This is a genomic window from Microbacterium sp. ZW3a (assembly GCF_057167165.1).
Genome location: NZ_CM169903.1, coordinates 596,203 through 620,772, shown reverse-complemented (window position 1 = coordinate 620,772; position 24,570 = coordinate 596,203). Strand labels below are relative to the sequence as shown.

Below are 24,570 nucleotides of genomic sequence, written 5' to 3'. Positions count from 1 at the left end.
CCCGGGAACGTTTCTCTCACCGCGAGCCTCGGCCCGTGTGAGGTTTACCGGTGCCGTCGCGCGAGTGGTTACGCCACGGGCTCGAGCACGAAGATCTCGATACGGCGCTCGGTCTTGCGCTGGTACTCCTCGTAGTCGGGCCACACCGCGACGGCGCGGGCCCACCACTCGTCGCGCTCGGCGCCCTCGGCCTGGTGCGCGTCGTACTCGCGCTTGTCGTCGCCGTCCTGCAGCGCGACGCGCGGGTTCTTCACGAGGTTGTAGAACCAGGCCGGGTGCTCGGGAGCCCCACCCTTGGATGCCACGACGAGGTAGCGACCGTCGTGCTCGACGCGCATGAGAGCCGTCTTGCGCAGGCCCCCCGTTTTTGCTCCGACGGTGGTGAGGACGATGATGGGAACGCCCCGCAGTTCCGCGGCCTCCTGGCCACCCGTGGCCTCGAAGGTCTCGGCCTGCGTACGGGCCCATTCGCTGGTACTGGGCAGATACTCTCCTGAGAGCGACATGTCCCCCACGATAGGCCCGCTCACCCCTCCCCGGCACCGCCCTTCCCCATTTTCTGGAGCCCCTATGAGCACGCCCGCTCCCGAGACCACCACCGCACCGAAGAACGCGCTCGACCGCTTCTTCGAGATCACCGCCCGCGGCTCGTCCGTCGGCGCGGAGGTCCGCGGCGGCGTGGTGACGTTCGTGACGATGGCCTACATCGTCATCCTGAACCCGATCATCCTGTCGGGGACCCCGACGTCGTCGGCAACGCGCTCGGCTTCCCGCAGGTCGCCGCGGTCACCGCGCTCACCGCGGGCGTCATGACGATGCTGTTCGGCCTGGTCACCCGCCTGCCGTTCGCGTTCGCCGCGGGCCTCGGTATCAACTCGTTCCTCGCGGTCGGCATCGTCGGGGGCGTCACGTGGCCCGAGGCGATGGGCCTCGTCGTCATCAACGGCCTCATCATCGTGCTGTTGGCGGTCACCGGCCTTCGCCGCATGATCTTCGAGGCCGTGCCCATGGCGCTCAAGACCGCGATCACCGTCGGCATCGGCCTCTTCATCGCCTTCATCGGCTTCGTCGACAGCGGGCTCGTCACCGCGACCGGGCTGTCGTCTCCCCCGGTGGGCCTGGGTGTTCAGGGCTCGATCGCGACGATCCCGACGGCGCTGTTCGTGCTCACGCTGCTCATCACCGCCGTCCTCATGGTGCGCAAGGTCAAGGCGGCTCTGCTCATCGGCCTCCTCAGCGGCACCGTCATCGCGGTCATCGTCGAGGCCGTGGCCCGCCTCGGCGCCCGTTCCGCCGAGAACCCCGGCGGGTGGGGCCTCAGCGTCCCGACCGTGCCGTCGCAGTGGGTCGGTCTCCCCGACCTGTCGCTCGTCGGCCAGGTCGACCTGTTCGGCTCGTTCGAACGTATCGGCGTGCTCGCCGCGCTGATGCTGGTCTTCACGCTCGTCTTCACCAACTTCTTCGACGCCATGGGCACGATGACCGGCCTCTCCCGCGAGGCGGGCCTCGCCGCCCCCGACGGCACCTTCCCGCGCCTGCGCTCGGCGCTGGTGATCGAGGGCATCGGCGCCGTCGCCGGCGGCGCGACCTCGTCGTCGTCGAACACCGTGTTCATCGAGTCGGGCTCGGGCATCGGTGAGGGCGCCCGCACGGGCCTCGCGAACGTCGTGACCGGGGCGCTGTTCCTGCTGGCGATGTTCTTCACGCCACTGACCAGCATCGTGCCCACCGAGATCGCCGCCGCCGCGCTGGTGATCGTCGGCGCGCTCATGATGGGCCAGATCCGTCACGTCGACCTCAGCGACCTGTCGGTGCTGATCCCGGTGTTCCTGACGGTGACGGTCATGCCGCTCACCTACTCGATCGCCAACGGCATCGGCGCGGGCTTCGTCAGCTGGGTCGTCATCCAGGCGCTGTCCGGTCGCGCGCGCCGCGTGAGCCCCCTGCTGTGGATCGTCGCCGCCGGCTTCGTCGTGTTCTTCGCCCGCGGCCCCGTGGAGTCGCTGCTCAGCTGAGCCTCGCGCTGCCCAGGGGCCCGGATGCCACGGCATCCGGGCCCCTTCGCGTTGCGGGCGCTCGCGACGTGAGTGTCCAAGACACGCCGCGTGCGCCGGGCTCGATACGGCGTGTCCTGGACAGTCGACGCGGGAACCGCCGCCCGCGCTGCCGCAACAGCGTGAGTGTCCACCCCACGAAACGGAAAGGGCCCGGATGCCATGGCATCCGGGCCCTCGAACGAGAGCGCTTAGAGGCTCTCGATGATCTCGCGCATCAGGGCGGCGGTCTCGGACGGCGTCTTGCCGACCTTCACGCCGGCGGCCTCGAGGGCCTCCTTCTTCGCCTGGGCGGTGCCCGCCGAGCCGGACACGATGGCGCCGGCGTGGCCCATGGTCTTGCCCTCGGGAGCGGTGAAGCCCGCGACGTACCCGACGACCGGCTTGGTGACGTTGGCCTCGATGAACGCGGCTGCGCGCTCTTCGGCGTCGCCACCGATCTCGCCGATCATGACGATCGCCTTGGTCTCGGGGTCAGCCTCGAACGCGGCGAGCGCATCGATGTGCGTGGTGCCGATGACCGGGTCGCCACCGATGCCAATGGCGGTCGAGAAGCCGAGGTCGCGCAGCTCGAACATCATCTGGTAGGTCAGGGTGCCCGACTTCGACACGAGGCCGATGGGTCCCTTGCCGGTGATGTTCGCGGGCGTGATGCCCACGAGCGCCTCGCCGGGCGTGATGATGCCGGGGCAGTTCGGGCCGATGATGCGGGTCTTCTCGCCCTTCGACTTCGCGTACGCCCACGCCTCGGCGGTGTCGCCGACGGGCACGCCCTCGGTGATCACGACGAGCAGCGGGATCTCGGCGTCGATGGCCTCGACCATCGCATCCTTCGTGAAGGCGGGGGGCACGAACGCGATCGACACGTCGGCGCCGGTCTCGCGCATGGCCTCTTCGACCGAGGCGTAGACGGGAAGCTCGACGTCGTTGCCGGCGGCATCCTTGTGCGAGACCGTGGTGCCGGCCTTGCGGGCGTTCACGCCACCGACGACCTGGGTGCCGGCCTTGAGCATGAGCGCGGTGTGCTTGGTGCCTTCGCCGCCGGTGATGCCCTGGACGATGACCTTGGAGTCCTTGTTGAGGTAGATCGACATAGTCCTAGTTCCTTGTTCCGATGTCGCGGCTCAGGCGTGGGCCAGTTCGGCGGCCTTGTCGGCGCCCTCGTCCATACCGGCGGCGAGGGTGACGAGCGGGTGGTTGGCGGCGGCGAGGATCTCGCGGCCCTCCTCGACCTGGTTGCCGTCGAGGCGCACGACGAGGGGCTTGGTGGCAGTGTCACCGAGGATCTCGAGGGCCTTCACGATGCCCTCGGCCACGGCGACGCACGAGGTGATGCCACCGAAGACGTTGACGAAGACGCTCTTGACCTGCTCGTCGCCGAGGATGACGTCGAGACCGGCGGCCATGACGGTCGCCGAGGCGCCGCCACCGATGTCGAGGAAGTTGGCGGGCTTGACGCCACCGTGCTTCTCGCCGGCGTAGGCGACGACGTCGAGGGTCGACATGACCAGGCCCGCGCCGTTGCCGATGATGCCAACCTGGCCGTCGAGCTTGACGTAGTTCAGGTCGTGCTGCTTGGCCTTGGCCTCGAGCGGGTCGGCCGCGTCTTTGTCTTCGAGCGCCTCGTGGTCGGGGTGGCGGAAGCCAGCGTTCTCGTCGAGCGAGACCTTGCCGTCGAGGGCGATGATGTCGCCGTCTTCGCCCTGGATGAGCGGGTTCACCTCGACGAGGGTGGCGTCCTCGCCCTTGTAGACGTTGAAGAGCTTGACAAAGACGTCGGCGACCTTGGGGGCCAGCTCGTCGTCGAACTTCGCGGCCTTGGCGATCTCGAGAGCCTTTTCGGGCGTGATGCCCTCGATCGGGTCGACCTCGATGCGGGCGAGGGCCTCGGGCCGCTCGACGGCGAGCTCTTCGATCTCCATGCCGCCCTCGACGCTGGACAGCGACAGGTAGGAGCGGTTGGCGCGGTCCAGCAGCACCGAGAAGTAGAACTCCTTGGCGATGCGGGCGCCCGCGGCGACCATGACGCGCTTGACGACGTGGCCCTTGATGTCGAGACCGAGGATGGCCTGCGCCGCCTCGAAGGCCTCGTCGGGGTTCTTGGCGACCTTCACGCCGCCGGCCTTGCCGCGGCCTCCGGTCTTGACCTGAGCCTTGACGACGACGACACCACCGAGCTTCTCCGCGGCTGCCTTCGCCTCCTCAGGGGTGTCGGCGATGATGCCGGCGAGCACCGGCACCTCGTACTTCTCGAACAGATCACGTGCCTGGTACTCGTACAGATCCACGGACAATCCTTCGCTGGGCGATCGGTGGTGGGAGGAGGCGAATCTCTCGATATCAAGAGATCTCACCGAGGGTCCACCCTACTAGACGGGGCTGAACGGCCCGGACGCGTCTGGCTCCGGTCATGCCGTGCTGGATGCACCGGCCTACAGAACCGAGGCGGAGTGGCTCAACGCGAGCGGTTGCCGCAGATAGGCGTCCTCATCGGGGAACGTCACCGCGTCGGTGCGCCAGCCCTCCCCCGCGTACGCGACGAGCGCCGCTTCGTTGACCCACTCACTGACGTACTGCACGCGGCGCGGATCGGCGAGGTCGACGAGCACCGCGTGACGGACCAGCCCCTCGTACCGGTCGGGGAACGACGAGACGAGATCGCGCAGGCGAGTGAGGAACTCCTCCTCTAGTCCGTCGCGCACGTGCGCCTCGGAAACGCGGACGATCACGCTCACCCCCAGAACCCGCGGTGCGGCTCGGCGGCCTCGTCTTCGAGGTGCGGACCCGACACAACCACCCGCTGACTCCCACGGGCGAACACTTCGCGCGACGGCAGGTCGAGTTCGCGGCCGTCCTCGCCCGACTCCGCGAGGGCGATGAGCCCGGTGCCCGACAGGGCGTAGACCATGCGTCCGATCCCCGCCCAGAACATCGCGCCCGCACACATCGCACAGGGCTCGCACGACGTATAGAGAGTGGATGCCGACAACTCGGTGGCATCCAGTTCGCGCCCGGCGAGGCGCACGAGGTTCGTCTCGGCGTGGGCCGTCACGTCGCGGTCGGTGAGCACCGTGTTCTCGGCCTCGAGCACCCGACCGTCGGCCGTCACGAGGATCGCGCCGAAAGGGTGGTTTCCTCGCTCGCGCGCGCTGACCGAGAGCGCGATCGCGCGGCGCAGGTGGGCGAGTTCGGTCGCGTCGAGGTCGTCTGTCATGTGTCGATGATCGCAGGGTGCCCCGCGTGGCACCGCTCCGAACGGGGTCGCCGGGCCGCTGTCTACGCGCGTTTGGTGACGGGTTGACGTAGAAGAGTGCGGAGCTTGTCGGGGGCGACTTTGCGGACGTCGCTGAAGTAGATCTCGTGGTGCTTCCCGCTCAGGCTGAGCCCCTGACCGGGGATGAACTCATCGTGCATCTTTTCCAGCACGTCTGCTTCATCGTCGAAGGAACCGATGTGCAGCGTCTGCACGCACACCTCCTCGGCGAGAGTCTCGATCCGAACGTCGTCCACCCGATCAACCGGTCCTTTGGCTTTGACGACGTCAACGGCTGCGTGGAACATCGTCTCGTCGATCCACTCGGGAACCATGAGCATCATGGTCCAGTCCCACTGCGATTTGTCTCTGGCCACGGTGAAGGCATCCATGTCCTCCGCCCACCACAGGCCTTCAAGCGGGGGCACCACGTAGTCGCGGCCGAGGTCGCGTTTGCTCGCGAACTTCAGCTTGTACGCCACGGGGTAAAGCGCCTGCAGAGCCTGCGTGTAGGCGGGTGAGGTGTTGGGGTCGCCGTGCCCGTCGATCATGAGGTACCGCATCTCGGGGATCTCAAGGACCCTGAACTCGCCGACCCTGGCCTGATAACTGTCGAGTGCCTTCTTAAAATCGATCTTCTCCGTCATGTTGCACCTTCACTCTCCGCGCGCCACGATCGCACCCATGCCGTTCACCGCCGTGGCTCATGTCCGGTGCCGGCGGGCTGATCGGCAGCGCCCGCGACGACGGCGTCGAGGTCGCTGACCGCGTCCGCGAGGTCCTCCGCGAACCGCAGCGCGATGTCGGAGTGCGTCGCCGTCGGCAGCTCGCGGAGGAGCGACCCCTCGGGCAGCGCGGCCTCGTACATGCGACGCAGGGCGTCGAGCTGCAGGCGGAGGTCGTCGGCGCTCCGGAACTGTGCCTGCAGGGGGTCGATCGCCCCGGCTTGGAGCACGATCGTCGGCGCGGCGAAGGGGCCGGTGCCGAGCTCGTCGAGGATCTCGGTGAAGTTCGCCCCCTCTCGTGGTCCGGTCCGCAGGTCGTCGGCGCGGTGACGTTCGCGAACGTGCCGGCGGATCTCGGGCGGAAGATCGGCGGTGACCGCGTCTCTCCACCGACGAGCGGCGGCACGGTGCTCGTCGGTGACGACGACGGTCGACGAGGCGTTGACCGCGATTCGAAGCTGATCGGGCATCGCCTCGTTCCACGCGCCGTGAACGGGGTCGAGCAGAACCATGCCGGCAACGCGACCGGGATACAACTGAGCGAAGCGCTGCGCATAGGCGCCGCCGAGGGAGTGACCTACCAGGACGACGGAACCCTCCACCCTCAGCGCACGGAGGAGACCCTCGAGTTCTTCGGCGACGGCGGCCGCGGTCCGCGGAAGGGCGACGGAGGAACTCCACCCCGTGCCGCCCCGGTCGTAGATGACGCCGGCTCGGGATCGCGCGATGCGGTCGTAGGCGCGCCACAGATCGAGGCCGACATCGCCCGACCCGGGGAGGAAGACCACGCAGGGGCCGGGCCCTTCCCGCATGTCCACCCACAGACGGCGCCCGTCCACCTCGACGAACCGGCCGAGCGGCGGCGGTGCCGCGGTTTCGATGAGCGCCTCGGGGTCCACGCTTTCACCGTAGTGAACGTGCACCGGCGGGTCCTGCGATCTTTAGCCGAAGGCGGTGGCACAGCTAGCCCGAGCTGTAGAAGCCGTGGGTGAGCGGGCCCTTCTCCTGCAAGAGGCGCTCGCTGCGCTCGACGATGCGCGACATCGCGGTGTCCCAGTCGGTTTCGACCAGCTCGCCGTTCTCGCGGATCAGCGGGCGGGTGAGTCGGTCGGGGTTCGCCATGCCCTGCCAGCTGCCGAACAACCCCTTGGGGCCGAGGTGCCCGTGGTTGACGATGTCGGCCGCGTGGCCGCGGACGCCGACCATCCGCCCGTCCTTGATCGCGATGTCGGTGGCGCAGCCGTTGCTGCAGAGGACGCGGGCCGACTGCACCCAGCGATCGCCGTCCTCGGTGAGTCCGTCGGCGAGCTTCAGGTCGACGCGGACCGGCCACCGCTCCCATCGCGCGAACGGAGTGCGCGTGCCCCAGATGTGCTCGATGCGATCAACCATGATCGTTCCCTCCCTGCGGTCCGCGCGAGAACGTACGGCGGAGGATCGCGATCACCGAGAGCCTCGACAGGGGGTCTGCGCAGTGCCAAGGTTCGCCCGGCTGCCAGACTCGGTGAGGTTCACGTTGAGTGAGGAAGAGGGCGTGGTGGAGATCGAACCCGGCATCTACGAGCACTTCAAAGGCCAGCGATACGAGGTGTTCGGAATCGCGAAGCACTCGGAGACCGAGGAGGTCTTCGTGTCGTACCGCAAGCTCTACGGCGACTACTCGTACTGGGTGCGACCGGTGGAGATGTTCCTGGGGGAGGTTGAGCGGGACGGGTACGCGGGGCCGCGGTTTCGGCGGGTTGAGCAAGCGGTGATGGGCCCCAACACGTGGAGTCGTCGTGCAGACACCGAAGCCGTAGGTCCGGGCACACGCGAGCCGTGATCGCGGGACGAGTTCCTCACCCTCCCGCGACGCAGTTCCCGTCCCCTGCCGGATTGAGTGGCGCGTTTCAAACCCGTACAAACCACGGGTGGCCGGTGGCGAGCCGACGCAATCGCCCGCGCAAGGACATGTATGCCGGTAGGCAACTTCGGGGCAAAATGTGAGGACGCTGCGCCCTCGAGGGACGCTAATCTTCCAAGATGCTCGACGAGACTTCGACGTCCTGGTTTTTCGCCTACGGCGGCCGACCGCCGCTCCGATCCGACACCATGCGCGGCGCAGCAGAGCGAGTGACACGTGGTGGCGGCAAGGCCCAAACGTGGGAGAAATTGCGTATCCAGGGGAAAATCCTCATTGACGAGATTACTACCCGAATTGACGCAAATGACGGCCTAATAGCCGAAATTAGCGATCTGAACTCGAACGTTCTATTCGAGGCGGGATACGCGATCGCACGCGGTAAACACGTATGGTTCGCCTTCGACGAGACGGACGGAGATGCAGCAAAGAATTGGAAGGAGCTGGGGATCCTCGCGACCGTGGGGCGCGTGGACTACTCTGGAAGTTCGGATTCTTTGGCCAGCCAATGCCTGACGGACGACCCGCTACGCACTGAGAGTAGTCCCATACTCGGAAGACTCCTCGCTGGCGCCCAGGCTCGACGCCCAGACGCTATATTCGCCCCAGCTTTGCCGTCAAGAATTCAGCCCGCTGTCACTCTCGAAGCGTTCCTTGAACGCCAGTCCAGTATTCGATTACTCGGGGCCGGAGATGACCTGGGTATGGCACCCCTCGACTTTTACGTCAAAGAGATATACAGGTCCTCCGCCGCAATCTTCCACCTGCTGGCGGACCGCCGTGTCCGCGCTCGGGAACACAACGCCCGGGCAAGCTTGATGGCTGGGATCGCCCACGGCTTCGAATTGCCGGTCTTGATGGTGGTCGAGGAGGGGTTCGAGTCGCCTCTCGATTACCGCGACATGCTCCTCACCTATGGACGGACGTCCGAGCTGGTCGACCATGTGCGCGCCTGGCTAGATACCCTACCGAAACAAACCGGCAATAACAAGCGCTTAGGGCGTCTCGCGCTCGATATAGAGCTACCCATTCACAGCTTCGGCCAGTTCGTTGCCGAATACGAGCGTGAGCAGTTGAACGAGTACTTCGTGGAAACTAGCGAGTTTCGAACCATTCTCGCGGGCGATGCCAAGGTCTTCGTCGGACGAAAAGGGACGGGGAAGACCGCGACGATGAGTCAAGCAGTCGAAGAGCTAAGACGCGATCGCCGCAACCTGGTCGTGCCTGTGAAGCCGTCTGCTTACGAACTCGCAGCCCTCATAGGCCTTGTGGAGAATCTCGGCGGCGCTGGACACGCCGAATACTTGATGGTCAGTCTCTGGAGTTACCTCCTGCATACCGAAATCGCTGTGCGTGCCGTGAAGCACGCAAGCGAGAAGCCAGCAGGAACCGGCACTGGCTCCGAGCTGCAGGCGCTCGTGGCCGAACTCGCTGAACTGGGCACGGATACCGAAGACGACCTATCGACGAGACTTGAGCATGCACTCGAGCGACTCGCAGCCGATTCTCCGCGAGAGGGAGAGAGCGAGCAGGCCTATGTTGCTCGCATGCTCCGGCTGAGCCGTCTCGGTCAGCTTCGCAGGCTCGTATTGTCCGTCATTAAGGACTTCAATCGAGTGGCGGTCTTGATCGACAATCTCGACAAGACTTGGGAGAAGGGGAGCAACTATGCAGTGATGGCAAAATTCATCCTCGCTCTATTGAGCTCCATCGGCCGCATCGAAGCCGACTTCAGTAAGCCGCCGGCCGGGCTTTCACCAGCCAAAGTGACGCTAAGCATATTTCTACGAACAGACATCTACGACGCAATCTCGCGATTTGCTCGAGAACCCGACAAGGTGGGCATCCTTAGCGTCCGTTGGCAAGATCCCGAATTGCTCGTGCGGGTATTGGAAGAGCGCTATGTGGCTAATCGAGCACTTCCTGCGAAGGCGCCTTCTTTTGACATGTGGGCTGAGATATTCGACGAGGAGGTTCGAGGCCTGCCAACCCGTGACTACTTCTTGTGGCGCACCTTGTCACGACCTCGCGACTTCATCTATTTCGCAAACGCTGCATTAACAACGGCGATCAACAGGAAGCATGCGAAGATTTCAGCAGCTGACGTCGCGTTTGCTGAAAAGCAGTACTCCAGATTTGCTATTGAAGCTCTGCTCGTCGAGAGCGACGCCGAAGATTTCGACCTGGAGGAATTCCTGTACGAATTCGCTGGTTTGGACAGCACGATTGCAGAGGATGAACTAGATGACCTTCTCGAAAGCGCAGAGCAACCTGAGGCTGTAAAGCGATGGCTCGTGCGCACATCGTTCATCGGCGTTGAAGTGCGCCCGGGAGAATTTATTCACGTTGAGGGAGAAACTGACGCCCGCAGGCAAGTGAAGGTCGCACAGCGCTTCGCGGCACGCCAGGGCGACAAGGTTCGTTATCGAGTCCATCCAGCGTTCAGACCCTTCCTCGAGGTCCGGGACGATGATCTTCACAATGGAGATGTGCGGGATGTCACATTCGACGCTCCCACAGCCGACGGCTGACCTCCGAAGATGACGAGACCACTGCCGCACGATTTTGACGCCGCAGTCGGCCGACGTCCGTTCGAATGTCAGACTTTCTCGACGTCACTGAGCTCCGACACGGCGATGCCCCCCCTGGCCCATGTAACGCCCACGTAAACTCCCCCTCTCCCCCGCCCCCTCCCCCGGTGAGCACATCGTTACCCCGCCGCCCCATCCGACGCCATCCCGGGTAACGCCTCCTGCCTACGCTGGCGACACGTCCCGCCCATGCGGGGCGCTGCACCTCCCCCGCTTCGCCCACCGGAGGATTCCGTGACCGTCACCGACCCGCGTCCCGAAACCGCGACGCCGCCCGCGGCCGCAACCGCGTCAGACGCTGCAAGCCTGAAACACCGCCCCGGCCGCTGGATCGACAACTGGAACCCCGAGAACCCCGCGCAGTGGAACACCGTGGGCAAGACCATCGCCGCCCGTAACCTGCGGTGGTCGATCTTCGCCGAGTTCCTCGGGTTCGTCGTCTGGCAGCTGTGGTCGGTCGTCGTCGTCTCGCTCCCCGCCGCCGGCTTCCAGCTCTCGACCGGTGAGATCTTCTGGCTCATCTCCATGCCGAGCCTCGTCGGCGCGACGCTGCGCATCCCCTACACCTTCATGGTTCCGCGCTTCGGCGGCCGCAACTGGACGATCGTTTCGGCCGGGCTCCTCCTCATCCCGAGCATTGGGCTCGCCATCGCGGTATCGAACCCCGCAACGCCGTTCGGCGTCCTCCTCCTCATCGCCGCCCTCGCCGGCTTCGGCGGTGGCAACTTCGCCAGCTCCATGGCGAACATCACGTTCTTCTACCCGGCCGCGCAGAAGGGCTGGGCGCTCGGACTCAACGCCGCCGGCGGCAACCTCGGCGCCTCGGTCGCGCAGTTCGTCGTGCCGATCGTGATCACCGTCGGCGCCGCAGCGACGCTCAACCTGCCGCTCGCGGGCCTCATCTGGGTGCCGCTGATCATCGTCGCCATGGTCGGCGCCTACCTGCGCATGGACAATCTCTCCACCGCGAAGGCCGACATCGCGGCATCCCTCGCCGCTCTCAAAGAGCCGCACCTGTGGATCCTCTCCGTCCTCTACATCGGCACCTTCGGCTCGTTCATCGGCTTCGCGGGCGTCTTCCCGAAGCTGCTGGCCGACACGTTCCCCGACTTCAAGGGAATCGCGATCGGCACGGCCACCGTCACTCTCGCCTTCCTCGGCGCCCTCGTCGGGTCGCTCGCCCGCCCCTACGGCGGCAAGCTCGCTGACCGCTTCGGCGGCACCGTCATCACCATCGGCGCGTTCACGGCGATGGGTCTCGGCATCCTGAGCGTGATCCTCACCCTGCCGCTGCAGAACTTCGCGATCTTCCTCCTCTGCTTCCTAGTGCTGTTCGCCGCCGCGGGGGTCGGCAACGGCTCGACGTACCGCATGATCCCGACGGTGTTCGCCCTCCGCGCGAAGGACGGCGTCGGCGCGCAGCGCAAGGCAGCCGCCGCTCTCGGCCTCATCTCGGCGATCGGCGCGTACGGCGGCTTCTTCATCCCGCAGCTGCTCGGCCTGTCGAAGACGTCGTTCGGCTCGTACACCCCCGCCCTCACCTGGTTCATCGGCGCCTACGTCGTCTTCCTCGCGATCACCGCGGGCGTCTACCTCACCATGTCGAAGAAGACCGGCACCCGCATCTGATGTCCATGAGCTCCGCCGACACCCACTGCCCGTACTGCGCGCTGCAGTGCGCCATGACTGTCACCCACGAAGGTGCGACGACGGTCACGGGCCGCGACTTCCCCACCAACCGGGGAGGGCTGTGCGCCAAGGGCTGGACGTCGGCGGAGCTCTTGGCATCCCCCCAAAGACTCCGGATGCCACTGCGCAAAGGCTCCGACGGAACCTTCGCCGAAGTCACGTGGGACGAGGCTCTGGATGCCGTCGCCGCGTCGTTCCGCGAGACCAAGGCGACCCACGGCCCCGACGCCAACGCGATCTTCGGGGGCGGAGGCCTGACGAACGAGAAGGCCTACCAGCTCGGCAAGTTCGCTCGCGTCGCGCTCGGCACCTCGCGCATCGACTACAACGGCCGGTTCTGCATGTCGTCGGCGGCGGCGGCATCCAACCGGGCCTTCGGGATGGATCGGGGCCTCCCCTTTCCGGTGACCGACCTCGACGACGCCGACACGATCCTGCTTCTCGGCTCGAACGTCGCAGCGACCATGCCGCCGTTCCTCGCGCACCTCGCCGGGGCCCGCGCGAAGGGCGGTCTGATCGTCGTCGACCCGCGCCGCTCAGCCACCGCGCGCCTCACCGAGGACGGCGCCGGCACCCACCTGCAGCCCGCGCCCGGCACCGACCTGCCCCTGCTGCTGGGCCTCACGCACCTCGCGATCGCCGAGGGCTTGGCCGACCGCGCCTATATAGATGAGCGCACGACCGGGTTCGACGCCGTGCGGCGCAGCGTCGCCCCGTGGTGGCCCGAGCGCACCTCCGCCACCACCGGCGTTCCGGTCGCGCAGTTGCGCGAGACCGTCCGGCGCCTCGCCGCGGCCGGGACGTACATCCTCACCGGGCGCGGTGTCGAGCAACATGTCGACGGCACCGCGACCGCGACCGCCGCGATCAACCTCGCCCTCGTGCTCGGCCTCGTCGGTCGTGAGGGCTCGGGCTACGGCACGCTCACCGGGCAGGGCAACGGCCAGGGCGGCCGCGAGCACGGACAGAAGGCCGACCAGCTGCCCGGCTATCGCTCGATCCGTGACCCCGAAGCCCGCCGGCACGTCGCCGCGGTGTGGGGCGTGGATGCCGACGACCTCCCGGATGCCGGCATCCCGGCGACCGCTCTGCTCGGGGAACTGGGCGGGCCGGTGAAGACGCTGCTGGTCGCGGGGTCGAACGTCGTGGTGTCGGCGCCCGATGTCGAGGCCGTGCGGGCGCGGCTGGACGCCCTCGACACCCTCATCGTGTGCGACTTCTTCCTCTCGGAGACCGCCGCGATGGCGCACATCGTGCTTCCGGTGCTGCAGTGGGCCGAAGAGGAGGGCACGATGACCTCCCTCGAAGGCCGCGTCATCCGCCGCCGCCGGGCGCTGCCCGGACCCGAGGGTGCCCGCAGCGAGCTGTGGATCCTGTCCGAGATCGCGCGGCGCCTGGGCGCGGCATCCACCTGGTCGACCGACCCGGCCGACGTGTTCGACGAGCTCGCCCGCGCGTCGGAGGGCGGCATCGCCGACTACTCGGGACTGTCACACGCGCTGCTCGATACCGGCGTCGAGGCCTACTGGCCGTACCGCGACCGCAGTACCCCGCGACCCTTCATCAACCGCTTCGCGCACGCCGACGGCCGCGCGCGTCTCGTGCCGGTGGATGCCACTCCCCCGGCGCCCACCGACGGCGGCGGCGAGCTGACCCTCATCACCGGCCGCTACCTGCAGCAGTACCAGTCGGGCACGCAGACCCGACGGGTTGCCGAGCTCAATGGGGCTCGCCCCGAAGCGCGCCTGGAGATTCATCCGGCCACGGCGGCGGGGCTCGGCATCCGGGAGGGCACCCTCGTGGCGGTATCGAACGAGCGCGGGACGGTGCGGGCACGGGCGAGTGTGACGACCGACATCCGTCACGACACCGTCTTTCTGCCGTTCCACTACGCCGGCGACGAGTGCGCGAATAAGCTCACCGACAGCGTCGTCGACCCGACCTCGGCGATGCCGGAGTTCAAGCGCACGCGCGTGCGGATCGCCGCCGCCGTCGACGCCCCACCGATCGAGGAGGTCGCGCGTGTCTGAACGTGTGGTGCTGGTGGGGTACGGCCCCGTAGGAGCCCGGCTGATCGACGGCCTGCTCCCCGCGGTGCGCGACGGTCGTCTCGACCTGACCGTCGTCGGTGCCGAAGCCGACGACGTCTACAACCGTGTGCTGCTCGCCGAGTACGCCGTCGGCCGCGCCGATCGCGAACGCCTCGACCTTGCCGACCGCCGGGTCGCCAAAGAGGCCGGCGTGCGATTCCTCCTCGGCACGACCGTGGTCGGCGTCGACCGCGACACCCGCATCGTGCGCACCCACGACGGCGAAGAGATGCCGTACGACCGGCTCGTCCTCGCGACCGGGGCCCGCGCGAACGTCCCGACCCTCGCGGGAATGGAGCGCGCGCGGCGTGACCGCGCGGCGCGACCCGGGGCACCTCTCGAGCTCGACAGGGGGTCGATTCCCCTCCCCCGCGGCGTCGTGGCGCTGCGCGACCTTGCCGACGCGGAGCGCGTGCGCGCCGCCGTCGAGGCGGGCCAGCGGATCGTCGTTCTCGGCGCCGGAGTGCTCGGTATGGAGTTGGCCCTGGCCGCCGCCGAAGCGGGCGCCGACGTGGTCGTGGCCTACCACTCCGCAGCCCCCATGAACCGCACGCTCGACGAGAACGGGGGGCGCGTGCTCGCCGCCGCGGCGCGGGCCGCGGGCGTCGAGATGGTGCATCACGCGCGCACCGAGAGCCTCGTGCAGCGGTACGACGATCACGGCCGCGCCTGGTTCGACGGCCTCATCTGCGCCGACGGGAAGGTGCTCTCGGGCGATCTGCTCGTGCTCTCGTGCGGCGTTTCGGCGCGCACCGAGGTGGCGTCGCTGGCCGGACTAGCGACCTCCGCCGGGGTGTTGGTCGACGCGACCTCGCGCTCGTGGACCGACCCGCACGTGTACGCGATCGGCGACTGCGCGCACGTCGCCGATCCCTCCGACGCCGACACCCACGGTCGCGTCGCCGGTGGTCCGAGCGGACTGATCGGACCCGGCTGGCGACAGGCCGACCAACTCGCGGCGCTGCTGTCGGGCGACGGCGTCGCTCCCCCGGCATCCGAACGCCCCGGCGTCGTCATGCTCAAGGCCGACGGCATCGACGTCGTGGCCGGGGGTGCCGTCGACGCCGATCCCTTCGCCCCCGCCCACACACCCGGATGCCACGCCCCCCAGGTCACGCTCTGGGCCGACCCCGCGCGCGGGGCCTACGTCAAACTCGTCACGGTCGACGGGGTGCTCACCGGCTTCGTCGCGGTGGGGATGCCGCGCACCGGCGCCGAGCTGACGCTGCTGTTCGAGCGCGGATCGGAGCTGCCCGCCGACCGGTCGAGTCTGCTGCGCCTGGATGCCCCCGACCTCGGCGCCGCGATCGTCGGCGATCCCTTCGCCGCGGACGCCACCGTCTGCTGGTGCAACGGCGTCAGCGCCGGGGCGATCCGCGAGGCCGTCGCCGCCGGAGAGCCGACGGTCGCCTGCGTCAAGGCGGCCACGCGCGCCGGAACGGGTTGCGGCGGCTGTGTGGGGCGCATCACCGAGCTGCTCGCGCGGGAGGGCGTGCCCGCGTAGCGGCGACCACCCCGCACCCCCGTGATGCCCGCGAAACGCAGCGGATATACGCTTCGGACATGCCTCCGATCGAGAACCTCGTGGCGTTCGTCGCCGCGTCGGTCGTCATCATCGTCATCCCGGGTCCGAGCGTGCTGTTCGTCATCGGCCGGTCGATCGCCCTCGGCCGCCGGGCGGGCGTGCTCAGTGTCGTGGGAAACACGCTCGGGACCGCCCCCGCGGTGATCGCGGTGGCCTTCGGCGTCGGCGCGATCGTCGCGTCGTCGATCGTGGCCTTCACCGTGCTGAAGATCGCCGGCGCGATCTACCTCGTGTGGCTCGGCATCCAGGCCATTCGCCACAGGAACGCCCATGTGACGGGGGCGATGGCGCGGCCCACCTCGTCGTGGACGCTCCTGCGGCAGGGCTTCGTCGTGGGTCTCACCAATCCCAAGACCATCGCGTTCTTCGTGGCCGTGCTGCCACAGTTCGTTGCCCCGCAGGCGGGGGCGGTGTGGCTGCAGATGCTGCTGCTCGGGCTGACGTTCCTGGTGCTCGGCCTCATCGGCGACAGCACCTGGGCTCTCGCCGCCGGGACGGCGCGCGCCTGGTTCGCCCGGTCACCGAAGCGCATCTCGGCGCTCTCGGGCACGGGCGGCGTCATGATGATCGGCCTGGGCGGCGCGCTCGCGCTCAGCGGCGCGAAGAGCTGAGGCGCCTGCTGCGCGCTCGGCGCTGAAGGGCCGGGTCGCTGTGGCCGGTGCCGCCGCGCGACCGCACAACTCCTGCACATCGCGCCCCCTCCGCGCGACGGCGGCCTCCGCAACGCCGCCCTGCAGGAGTTGTGCCCGCTGCCTCCTCGGCATCCGCGCGCGGCACCGAGTGGCATCCGCTCATCTGCCTGGTTCGTCTCGCCGTTCCGCGGAAGACTCCACTCCACGACCACGAACCGGCGCGGATAGGCTCGGCTCGTGACCGACGCCCCCGCCCCTCCCGGCCGCACCGCCGTTGTGGCCGCCGCGATCGCGCTGTTCGCCGAGCGCGGGTACGACCAAACCTCGGTCGAGCAGATCGCCCAGGCTGCGGGAGTGTCGCGGTCGACCTTCTTCCGGCAGTTCGGCGGCAAAGAAGATGTGGTCTTCGCCGACCACGAGGTGCTGCTCGACGAGACCCGCACGTTCCTGGCGCAGCCGCACGACGACCCGTGGGCCGCGGTGTGCGACGCGTCGATGCGGGTGTTCCGCCACTTCTCGGCCGACCCCGAGCTGGCTCGCCGCCGCTACGCGATCGTGCGCGAGGTGCCGGTGTTGCGCGATCGCGAGATCGTCACGGTGTTCCGGTACGAGCGACTCTTCGACGAGTACCTCCGCGAGGCGCTCCCCGGCCTCGACCCCCTGGATGCCGTCGGCTTCGCCGCCCTCGTCACCGCCGTACACAACCACGTGCTGCGCCGCCTCATGCGGGGCGGGCGGGTGCCGGCATCCACTCTTCGGCGTGCTCTCGACGACGTGCTGCGCCGGTACGGCGTGCACCCCGACGGCGATGACGCCGCGGGCGACGACCTCATCGTCGCGGCGTTCCCCCGCCGGATGCCGGCGGCCGAGGTCACGCGGCGCCTGCGCGCGAGTCTGCCGCAGTAGCCCGGCGCCCGACTCCCCCCGAGTGTCCAAGACACGCCGTTCGCCGCTCCGGCCATGCGGCGTGTCTTGGACACTCGGCCTTCAAGGGGAGAAGATGCGGAGACCGTGACACTGGGTGCCACCATGGGCGATACTGGGAACCATGAGCACCGATGCCCAGCCCCGCACGCTCCCCGGCGAGCGCGTCGCGCACTACGACCTCCTCGGCCGACGCGACACCGACTACTACGGCGTGTTCGTCGACATCCCCGACACCGACCGTGCCGCGTGGAATCGCGCGAAGGCGTTCATCGACGAAGTCGGCACCCGCATGCAGGCCGAGTGGGATGCCGCGACCTACCCCGTCGAGCTGGTGGCACGCATGGGCGAGCTTGAGCTGTTCACCGACGGCATCGAGCACCCCGCCCTTCCGGCGTCCTCTCCCCTGGCCGCGGGCCTGGTCAACATGGAGGTCTCGCGCGGTGACGGCTCCCTCGCCACCGCCCTCGCGGTGCAGGGCGGCCTGGCCCTCCGCACCCTCGCGATGTACGGCTCGCCCGAGCAGCAGGCGCGGTGGCTGAAACCCCTCGCCGCCGGCACGGTGCTCGGCGCGTTCGCCCTCACCGAGCCCGACCACGGCTCCGACTCCGTCTCCCTCGAGACCACGGCGACCCGCACCGACGACGGCTGGGTGCTGTCGGGCACGAAGAAGTGGATCGGCAACGGCGCCTCGGGCGGCATCACGTTCGTCTGGGCGCGAGTGGATGCCGAGGGCGACGACGACCACGACAAGGTGCGCTGCTTCTTGGTCGAACAGGACACCCCGGGATACACGGGCACCGTCATCACCGGCAAGGTGTCGCTGCGTGGCATCCATCAGGCCCACATCGCACTCGACGACGTACGGCTGCCGGCCGACGCCGTGCTCCCCGGTAGCCACACCTTCAAGGATGCGTCGACCGTGCTGTACGCCACACGCTCGGGCGTCGCGTGGTCGGCGCTGGGGCACGCGACCGCCTGCTACGAGGCGGCGCGGACATATGCCGCCGAGCGCATGCAGTTCGGAAAGCCCCTCGCGAAGTTCCAAATGGTGCAGGAACGCCTCGCGCAGATGCTCGACGAACTCACCGCGATGCAGCTCTACTGCCGGCGCCTCGCCGACCTCGAGACCTCCGGCGGCCTGCGCCCCACGCAGGCGTCGCTGGCGAAGTACCACAACACCCGTGCCGCGCGCCGGGTGGCGGCCATCGCTCGCGACCTGCTCGGGGGCAACGGCATCCTGCTCGAAAACGGCGTCATGCAGCACATGGCCGACATCGAGGCGATTCACACGTACGAGGGCACCGAGAGCGTGCAGGCACTGCTTCTCGGCCGCGACATCACCGGCATGAGCGCGTTCGTCTGATCCCGGATGCCGTGACCCGGCGCGGGCGTGGCGCTGGGGGCGGCCGAGGGGCGGGATGCCACGGCCCGGCGCGGGCGTGACACTGGGGGCAGCCGCGGGGCGAGGGTGCGGGATGCCACGGGCTCGGGCCCTAATCCGCCTCGGGGATGCGCGCAACCCGCGCGCGCGATGTCGGGAGTCCCCGGTACCGTCGTCGCATGAGCCTGTTCTCCCGCCGCCCCGCGCATCGAGACGCCGTGGCGTCGGCGATCACCCAGACCGAGCAGTCGCCGCCGCACAGCCTGTGGTCCGACGGGTTCGGCAAGCTGGCCGTCCGCGCCGTGCAGATCATCGTCGTGGTGCTGCTCGTCGGCGGGCTCATCTGGGGCATTCAGCAGGTGACGCTCGTCATCATCCCGCTGATCCTGGCGCTGATCTTCGCGTCGGCGTTCGGCCCGGTGACCATGTGGATGCGCCATAAGGGCGTGCCGGCTGTCATCGCGACGCTGTTGACGCTGCTCGCCGTGGTCGCCGTGCTGGGTGGCTTGGGGTGGCTCGTCGTCAACGCCGTCATCGACCAGTGGGACTACCTGGTCTCCCAGGCGGTCGAGGGCTTCCAGCAGGCGCAGGACTGGTATCACACGCTGCCGTTCGCGATCTCGTCCGATCAGGTCAACTCCGCCCTGCAGGGCATCGGCGACTTCGTCACGAGCGCGCAGTTCGGCACGGGAGCGCTCGCCGGCGTCAGCGCCGTCGCCTCGTTCGTCACCGGATTCGTGCTCATGGTCGTCATCCTGTTCTTCTTCCTGAAGGACGGCCCGAGCATGTGGGAATTCGTCCTGCGTCCCTTCCGTGGGAGCGACTACGACCGCGCCCGCCGTATCGGCGACAAGACGGTGACGGTGCTCGGTTCCTACGTTCGCGGCACGGCTTCGGTGGCGGCGGTCGATGCGATCGGGATCGGCGTGGGTCTCGCGATCCTCCAGGTGCCCCTCGCCCTCCCGCTCGCGGTGCTCGTCTTCCTGCTGGCGTTCATCCCCATCGTGGGTGCGGTGGTCGCCGGCATCCTGGCCGCTCTCGTGGCCCTCGTGACGAACGGATGGGTCGTTGCCCTCATCGTCGTCGGCATCGTCGTGCTCGTGAACCAGCTCGAGGGCAACTTCCTCCAGCCCGTACTCATGGGCCGGTCGATGCAGCTGCACTCGTTCGTCGTGCTGGTGGTCCTCGCCGGTGGCACCGCGATCGGTGGCATCCTGGGCACTCTTCTCGCCGTGCCACTCACCGCGGTGGCGTGGGGCATCGTCTCGGTGTGGAACGGCCCCGATGAGCCCGCGAGGTGGGCGCGCCGCAAGAAGCGGTCGGCCCCCGTGCCGCTCTCCGGACACGAGAGCACCGACTGATCCATGGCGTACGACATCCCCGCGCCGATGCTGGCGAAATCCGTTCCCGCGGTCCCCGAGCCCGGAAAGGTCGAGGGTGGGCTGTCGTACGAGCCGAAGTGGGACGGCTTCCGGGCGCTGGTGTCGTTCGATGGCACCGACGTCGAGATCGGCAGTCGCGGCGCGAAGCCGCTCACGCGCTACTTTCCCGAGCTCGTCGAGGCCTTCGCGCGGCTCCTCCCCGAACCGTGCCTGATCGACGGTGAGGTGGTCGTCGCGCGCGGCGACGCCGGGGCACAGCGCCTCGACTGGGAGGCCTTGTCGCAGCGCATCCACCCCGCGGCATCCCGGGTGACACTCCTGTCGGAGCAGACCCCGGCCATGTTCATCGCGTTCGACCTGCTCGCCCGCGGCGACCGCGATCTGCAGGGCGAGCCCTTCGCCGAACGTCGAGCGCAACTGGTCGATCTGCTCGCCTCGGTGCCGCACCCCGTGCACGTCACGCGCACCACCGACGACCCCGATCTCGCGCGCCGCTGGCTGGCCGAGTTCGAGGGCGCGGGGCTTGACGGCGTCGTCGCCAAGCCGCTCGCGCAGCCCTACGCCCCGGGCAGACGCACCATGTTCAAGATCAAGCACGCGCGCACCGCCGACGTGCTGGCGCTCGGCTATCGCATCCACAAGTCGGGGCAGGGGGTCGGCTCCCTCCTCGTCGGCCTCTACGACGACGAGGGGCAGCTGCACGGCGTCGGCGGGGTGTCAGCCTGGACCGACAAGCGCCGCCTCGAACTCATCGACGAACTCGCCCCACTGGTCGAGAGGGATGCCGACGGAGACGCAGTCGTCGGCGAGACCGACCGCTCGAGGTTCTCGGCGTCCAAAGATGTCTCGTTCGTGCGGCTGCGTCCCGAGCGGGTGCTCGAGGTGCGGTACGACCAGCTCGAGGGCATGAGGTTCCGGCACACCGTGCAGTTCGAGCGCTGGCGGCCCGACCGCGACGCGCGCTCCTGCACGTTCGAGCAGCTCGAGACCGTCGGCGCCTACGACCTGGGCGACGTCCTGGACTGACGGCGGGCGGGCCGGCTCCGCCGCCCCGCCGCACGGCGCACCGCCCCTTGCCGGGCCGCAGCGTCACAGCCCCGCCGCCACTCCCCCGCCGAGGCCTCCCCGCGCCGTGCTACTCCGCCGTGTTCTTCGCCCGCGACGGCTGCACGCGCGGCGGCTCCCCCGGCATCTTGGGGAACTCGGGCGGGAACGGCAGCTCCCCGAGGCCGTCGTCGAGGTCACGCTGCCACCACTCCAGCAGCGTGTCGATGCGTCCGGGCGCGGCGGCGAACTCCGCCCACGGGTCGCCGAGGGAGGCCAGACGCTCCGGCACACTGCGAACGGTGAACGCGAGCGGGTCGACGTCGTGGAGTTCCTCCCACGTGACCGGGGTCGACACGGTCGCGGTCGGAAGCGCTCGCGGCGAGTACGCCCCCGCCATGGTGCGGTCGCGGTTGGCCTGGTTGAAGTCGACGAAGATGCGCTGACCGCGCTCTTCCTTCCACCAGTTGGTCGTCACGGCATCCGGCATCCGTCGTTCCAACTCACGCCCGGCGGCGATCACCGCGTGCCGCACGTCGAGGAACTCATGCGTCGGCTCGATGGGGCAGAACACGTGCAGCCCGCGGTTGCCGCTCGTCTTGATCCAGGGCTCGAGGCCCGCCTCACGGAGCACGTCGCGTAGGGCGTGCGCGGCGGTCACGGCCTCGGCGAACCCCGTGCCCGGCTGCGGGTCGAGGTCGATGCGCAACTCGACGGGATGATCGGGGTCGCTCGCGAGCGACGCCCACGGGTGGAAGACCACCGTGTTCATCTGCGCGGCCCAGACCGCCGACCCGATCTCGGTGAGGACGAGCTGTGGATGCCGCCGCCCGCTGTTGTACGTCACGGTCACCGCCTCGACGAACGAGGGTGCCCCCTTCGGCGGGTTCTTCGAGAAGAAGCTCTCGCCGCCGACCCCGTCGGGGAACCGCTCGAGCGACACCGGCCGGTTGCCGTTCGCCGCGAGGAACGGCCCGGCCACGGCGATGAAGTACTCGGCCAGCTCACGCTTGGTGATCCCCACCTCGGGCCACAGCACGCGGTCGGGGTTAGACACGCCGATCTCACGATCGCCGTCGGGGCCGGGCACGGTCAGCGTGATGCGCGGGGATGCCATGGGGCGACGTTACCGCCGGAGGCCTACTGTGTCTGCCCGTTGCGGTGCGGGGCCTCGGTGGCATCTCATCCGCGGCGGCGCCAGCCCCGGCCCGCGGCCGGCGGCCGTGTCTAGGCTCGACTCATGACCACCGCCGCAGCCCGCACCGCCCTCGACATCGCCGACTGGCGCCGCCGCGTGTTCGCCCTCTACGACGCGGTCCGTCAGGCCGATGACCCCGAAGACGCGCACGAGCTCTGGCGCATCGAGCGCGACGCGCTGTTCGCTGATCACCCGGCCACTCCCCTGCTGCCCGAACAGCGTGCGGTGTTCGAGGGGCTGCCCCTCGCGCCGTACGACGCGGCGTGGCGGTTCGAGGTGCCCCTGCTCGATGCGGACGAGGCGTCGTTCGTCGCGACCACCGGCACCGACGGCGAAGTCGGCTTCGAGCGCATCGGCCGCGTCGAACTTCCCGACACCGGCTCCCTCGACGTGTGGCGACTCACGTCGTACGGGGGCGGCCTGTTCATTCCCGTGCGCGACGCGTCGGCCGGACGCCCCGGCGGCACCTACGGCGGCGGCCGCTACCTGCTCGACACGATCAAGGGCGCCGACCTCGGCCCGGGCTCCGCACCCGACTCGCTCGTGCTCGACTTCAACTTCGCCTACAACCCGTCGTGCGCCTACGACCCCGCGTGGGCGTGCCCCCTGGCCCCGGCCGGCAACGTGCTGCCGGTCGCGGTTCCGGTCGGCGAGCTGTACGGGGTGTAGTTCGGGGGCACCCCGGCGCCGCCGCCACCGCACGGCCGCAGACGCGCCGCTGCGCCCCCACCGCACGGCTGCGCGTGCGAAACTCCGGAGAAATCCGCCGTACTGGCTACGGAACAGCGCGACAGCCCTGCTCGATACCGAAAACTCCGGAGTTTGGCACACAGAACCACAGAGACCGCGGGCCACTTTCGGAGCCGCGCCCCACGCCCGACGCGTCGCCCCGGGACCAGCGGGGCGCGCCGAACTCCGGAGAAACCCGTCGATCCAACCTCAAACAGCCCCGAATGCGCGACCCGGGGCCGAAAACTCCGGAGTTCGGCACACGAAACGACACGCTGAGCGACCCGCCACACCGACCCCAGCCGGCTCATTCGCCGGCCGAGTCCGCCGCCGCCTACTCGGCGAGCGCGATCAGCCCCGCCAGCTCGTCGCGCGACACGCGGATCCACGGGCCCGCGGGGTCGACGAGCAGGCCGGTGATCCCGGCGTCGCCGGCGAGCGCCTTCGCGAGCTGCTCCTTCTTCAACGGCACGGGCTGGTCGCCGCGGCCGAGCGCGAGCAGCTCGAGCGGGTGCGAGAACACCTCGAGGAAGCGCTCACCCGTGGCCGACCGCGACTCGGCGACGCCGACGGGCCCGCCATCTTCGGTGCGGTTGACGGCGATCCACAGCGGAACGTCGGCGAGGATCGCCTCGACGATCGTGGATGCCGTGGTCTCACTGCGCTTCTCGGTGAGGGCGGTCTTGATGCGGAGTTCGGGGTCGGCCTCGGAGACCATGCGCTCCAGCAGAGCGGAGGGCATCACCGCGCGCTTGTCGCCCGACGCCTGGTCGAGCACGATGCCGACGTAGGGGCCGCCGAGCACGTGCCGCAGAAGCGCCATGACCGGCTGGCCCATGGCCGAGGTGTCGCGGTCGCCGTCGGCCTCCACACTCTTCGTCAGCGCCTGCCCACTGCTGTAGGCGAGCACGAGCTGCTCGGTGCCGCGCGTCGCGATCGCGAGAGGGAGGTCTTTGCCCTCGGCCATGAGCGCGCGGGCGTCGCCCTTGACTCGCAGGAAGACGTGCCCCTGCAGCAGCTGGCGCGCGATGTTCAGCAGCTGCTCGGGCTGAGGCTGGCCTTCGATCTCGGCGAGGGCAATGGCCAAGAGGGCGTTGTCGCGCAGGCCGGGGATCGACTCGAGGCCTTCGGGCGCCTCCATCGGGCCGGGCTGCCGAACCGAGGGACGTGCCGCCACCGGCGGGGTGGATGCCGCGGGTTCCGCGGCAGGACCGGCCCCGACGCCGCGGAACGACGAGGTCGAGATGGTGACGTTCGGCACGGGCGCGTTGGCGTCATCCGGCCCCGCAGGGTCGACGGGCTGCTCGCCCGGCTCGATCATGCCCTCGGGGCGCTCGGTCGATACGTCATCGGAATCGGACTTCTTGCGGCGCGAGAAAAGTGCCATTGT

20 protein-coding genes and 2 pseudogenes are annotated in these 24,570 nt (G+C 68.8%); 12 read left to right on the top strand and 10 right to left on the bottom strand.

Going from position 1 to position 24,570, the window contains the following annotated elements; translation table 11 throughout:
- Positions 1-68 precede the first annotated feature (68 nt).
- Positions 69-506 (bottom strand): nitroreductase family deazaflavin-dependent oxidoreductase, encoded by a 438-nt coding sequence (locus ACU6WY_RS02950; protein ID WP_483820972.1) that lies wholly within the window; start codon positions 504-506, stop codon positions 69-71.
- 64 nt (positions 507-570) lie between these two features.
- On the opposite strand from ACU6WY_RS02950, the pseudogene ACU6WY_RS02945 reads away from it, so the two are divergent.
- Positions 571-2,015 (top strand): annotated as a pseudogene (locus ACU6WY_RS02945) (NCS2 family permease).
- A gap of 230 nt (positions 2,016-2,245) precedes the next feature.
- On the opposite strand, the gene sucD reads toward ACU6WY_RS02945, so the two are convergent.
- The 7 genes and pseudogenes from sucD to ACU6WY_RS02910 form a co-directional block, all read right to left on the bottom strand.
- On the bottom strand, positions 2,246-3,148 hold the full coding sequence (sucD, locus tag ACU6WY_RS02940) for a succinate--CoA ligase subunit alpha (protein WP_292901435.1): 903 nt from the start codon (positions 3,146-3,148) through the stop codon (positions 2,246-2,248).
- Between the two features lie 30 nt (positions 3,149-3,178).
- The gene (sucC, locus tag ACU6WY_RS02935) at positions 3,179-4,342 is read right to left on the bottom strand and encodes an ADP-forming succinate--CoA ligase subunit beta (protein ID WP_483820971.1); all 1,164 of its coding nucleotides are present in this window, start codon (positions 4,340-4,342) and stop codon (positions 3,179-3,181) included.
- A gap of 144 nt (positions 4,343-4,486) precedes the next feature.
- On the bottom strand, positions 4,487-4,789 hold the full coding sequence (locus ACU6WY_RS02930) for a putative quinol monooxygenase (RefSeq protein ID WP_483820970.1): 303 nt from the start codon (positions 4,787-4,789) through the stop codon (positions 4,487-4,489).
- Entirely contained in the window at positions 4,786-5,268 is a 483-nt protein-coding gene (locus ACU6WY_RS02925) for a nucleoside deaminase (RefSeq protein WP_483820969.1), read from the bottom strand. The genes ACU6WY_RS02930 and ACU6WY_RS02925 overlap by 4 nt, the downstream gene beginning before the upstream one ends.
- A 62-nt stretch (positions 5,269-5,330) precedes the next feature.
- Complete coding sequence (locus tag ACU6WY_RS02920) at positions 5,331-5,954, bottom strand: GyrI-like domain-containing protein (protein ID WP_483820968.1); 624 nt, start codon at positions 5,952-5,954, stop codon at positions 5,331-5,333.
- A 44-nt stretch (positions 5,955-5,998) separates the two neighbouring features.
- Complete coding sequence (locus ACU6WY_RS02915; RefSeq protein WP_483820967.1) at positions 5,999-6,931, bottom strand: alpha/beta hydrolase; 933 nt, start codon at positions 6,929-6,931, stop codon at positions 5,999-6,001.
- Positions 6,932-6,998: 67 nt separating this feature from the next.
- Positions 6,999-7,424 (bottom strand): annotated as a pseudogene (locus ACU6WY_RS02910) (molybdopterin-dependent oxidoreductase); the annotation flags it as partial.
- A gap of 142 nt (positions 7,425-7,566) precedes the next feature.
- Between ACU6WY_RS02910 and ACU6WY_RS02905 the strand changes: the two are divergent.
- From ACU6WY_RS02905 to ACU6WY_RS02860, 10 genes are all read left to right on the top strand, one after another.
- On the top strand, positions 7,567-7,854 hold the full coding sequence (locus tag ACU6WY_RS02905; protein ID WP_483820966.1) for a DUF1653 domain-containing protein: 288 nt from the start codon (positions 7,567-7,569) through the stop codon (positions 7,852-7,854).
- Between the two features lie 200 nt (positions 7,855-8,054).
- On the top strand, positions 8,055-10,463 hold the full coding sequence (locus ACU6WY_RS02900; protein WP_483820965.1) for a P-loop ATPase, Sll1717 family: 2,409 nt from the start codon (positions 8,055-8,057) through the stop codon (positions 10,461-10,463).
- Between the two features lie 249 nt (positions 10,464-10,712).
- On the top strand, positions 10,713-12,152 hold the full coding sequence (locus tag ACU6WY_RS02895; protein WP_483820964.1) for an MFS transporter: 1,440 nt from the start codon (positions 10,713-10,715) through the stop codon (positions 12,150-12,152).
- A 5-nt stretch (positions 12,153-12,157) separates the two neighbouring features.
- The gene (locus ACU6WY_RS02890) at positions 12,158-14,242 is read left to right on the top strand and encodes a molybdopterin oxidoreductase family protein (RefSeq protein ID WP_483820963.1); all 2,085 of its coding nucleotides are present in this window, start codon (positions 12,158-12,160) and stop codon (positions 14,240-14,242) included.
- On the top strand, positions 14,235-15,806 hold the full coding sequence (locus ACU6WY_RS02885) for an FAD-dependent oxidoreductase (protein ID WP_483820962.1): 1,572 nt from the start codon (positions 14,235-14,237) through the stop codon (positions 15,804-15,806). The genes ACU6WY_RS02890 and ACU6WY_RS02885 overlap by 8 nt, the downstream gene beginning before the upstream one ends.
- A gap of 59 nt (positions 15,807-15,865) precedes the next feature.
- On the top strand, positions 15,866-16,498 hold the full coding sequence (locus ACU6WY_RS02880; RefSeq protein WP_483820961.1) for a LysE family translocator: 633 nt from the start codon (positions 15,866-15,868) through the stop codon (positions 16,496-16,498).
- 258 nt (positions 16,499-16,756) lie between these two features.
- On the top strand, positions 16,757-17,425 hold the full coding sequence (locus tag ACU6WY_RS02875; protein WP_483820960.1) for a TetR/AcrR family transcriptional regulator: 669 nt from the start codon (positions 16,757-16,759) through the stop codon (positions 17,423-17,425).
- A gap of 142 nt (positions 17,426-17,567) precedes the next feature.
- Entirely contained in the window at positions 17,568-18,809 is a 1,242-nt protein-coding gene (locus ACU6WY_RS02870) for an acyl-CoA dehydrogenase family protein (RefSeq protein WP_483820959.1), read from the top strand.
- A 197-nt stretch (positions 18,810-19,006) separates the two neighbouring features.
- Positions 19,007-20,188, top strand: a complete 1,182-nt coding sequence (locus ACU6WY_RS02865; protein ID WP_483820958.1) for an AI-2E family transporter — start codon at positions 19,007-19,009, stop codon at positions 20,186-20,188.
- A gap of 3 nt (positions 20,189-20,191) precedes the next feature.
- Positions 20,192-21,235 (top strand): ATP-dependent DNA ligase, encoded by a 1,044-nt coding sequence (locus tag ACU6WY_RS02860; protein WP_483820957.1) that lies wholly within the window; start codon positions 20,192-20,194, stop codon positions 21,233-21,235.
- Between the two features lie 109 nt (positions 21,236-21,344).
- Here ACU6WY_RS02860 and ligD read toward each other — a convergent pair whose 3' ends face one another.
- Entirely contained in the window at positions 21,345-22,370 is a 1,026-nt protein-coding gene (ligD, locus tag ACU6WY_RS02855) for a non-homologous end-joining DNA ligase (protein ID WP_483820956.1), read from the bottom strand.
- Positions 22,371-22,493: 123 nt separating this feature from the next.
- On the opposite strand from ligD, the gene ACU6WY_RS02850 reads away from it, so the two are divergent.
- Entirely contained in the window at positions 22,494-23,120 is a 627-nt protein-coding gene (locus ACU6WY_RS02850; RefSeq protein ID WP_483820955.1) for a DUF1684 domain-containing protein, read from the top strand.
- A 394-nt stretch (positions 23,121-23,514) separates the two neighbouring features.
- Here ACU6WY_RS02850 and ACU6WY_RS02845 read toward each other — a convergent pair whose 3' ends face one another.
- Positions 23,515-24,567 (bottom strand): SseB family protein, encoded by a 1,053-nt coding sequence (locus ACU6WY_RS02845; RefSeq protein ID WP_483820954.1) that lies wholly within the window; start codon positions 24,565-24,567, stop codon positions 23,515-23,517.
- Between the last annotated feature and the right edge of the window lie 3 nt (positions 24,568-24,570).

Bases quoted from the DNA above. Each gene is read 5' to 3' on its own strand.
- ACU6WY_RS02950 (WP_483820972.1), bottom strand. From the start codon at position 506: ATGTCGCTCTCAGGAGAGTATCTGCCCAGTACCAGCGAATGGGCCCGT.
- ACU6WY_RS02865 (WP_483820958.1), top strand. From the start codon at position 19,007: ATGAGCCTGTTCTCCCGCCGCCCCGCGCATCGAGACGCCGTGGCGTCG.
- ACU6WY_RS02870 (WP_483820959.1), top strand. From the start codon at position 17,568: ATGAGCACCGATGCCCAGCCCCGCACGCTCCCCGGCGAGCGCGTCGCG.
- ACU6WY_RS02860 (WP_483820957.1), top strand. From the start codon at position 20,192: ATGGCGTACGACATCCCCGCGCCGATGCTGGCGAAATCCGTTCCCGCG.
- ACU6WY_RS02845 (WP_483820954.1), bottom strand. From the start codon at position 24,567: ATGGCACTTTTCTCGCGCCGCAAGAAGTCCGATTCCGATGACGTATCG.
- ACU6WY_RS02925 (WP_483820969.1), bottom strand. From the start codon at position 5,268: ATGACAGACGACCTCGACGCGACCGAACTCGCCCACCTGCGCCGCGCG.
- ACU6WY_RS02880 (WP_483820961.1), top strand. From the start codon at position 15,866: ATGCCTCCGATCGAGAACCTCGTGGCGTTCGTCGCCGCGTCGGTCGTC.
- ACU6WY_RS02850 (WP_483820955.1), top strand. From the start codon at position 22,494: ATGACCACCGCCGCAGCCCGCACCGCCCTCGACATCGCCGACTGGCGC.
- ACU6WY_RS02900 (WP_483820965.1), top strand. From the start codon at position 8,055: ATGCTCGACGAGACTTCGACGTCCTGGTTTTTCGCCTACGGCGGCCGA.
- ACU6WY_RS02890 (WP_483820963.1), top strand. From the start codon at position 12,158: ATGAGCTCCGCCGACACCCACTGCCCGTACTGCGCGCTGCAGTGCGCC.
- ACU6WY_RS02895 (WP_483820964.1), top strand. From the start codon at position 10,713: ATGCGGGGCGCTGCACCTCCCCCGCTTCGCCCACCGGAGGATTCCGTG.
- ligD (WP_483820956.1), bottom strand. From the start codon at position 22,370: ATGGCATCCCCGCGCATCACGCTGACCGTGCCCGGCCCCGACGGCGAT.
- ACU6WY_RS02920 (WP_483820968.1), bottom strand. From the start codon at position 5,954: ATGACGGAGAAGATCGATTTTAAGAAGGCACTCGACAGTTATCAGGCC.
- sucD (WP_292901435.1), bottom strand. From the start codon at position 3,148: ATGTCGATCTACCTCAACAAGGACTCCAAGGTCATCGTCCAGGGCATC.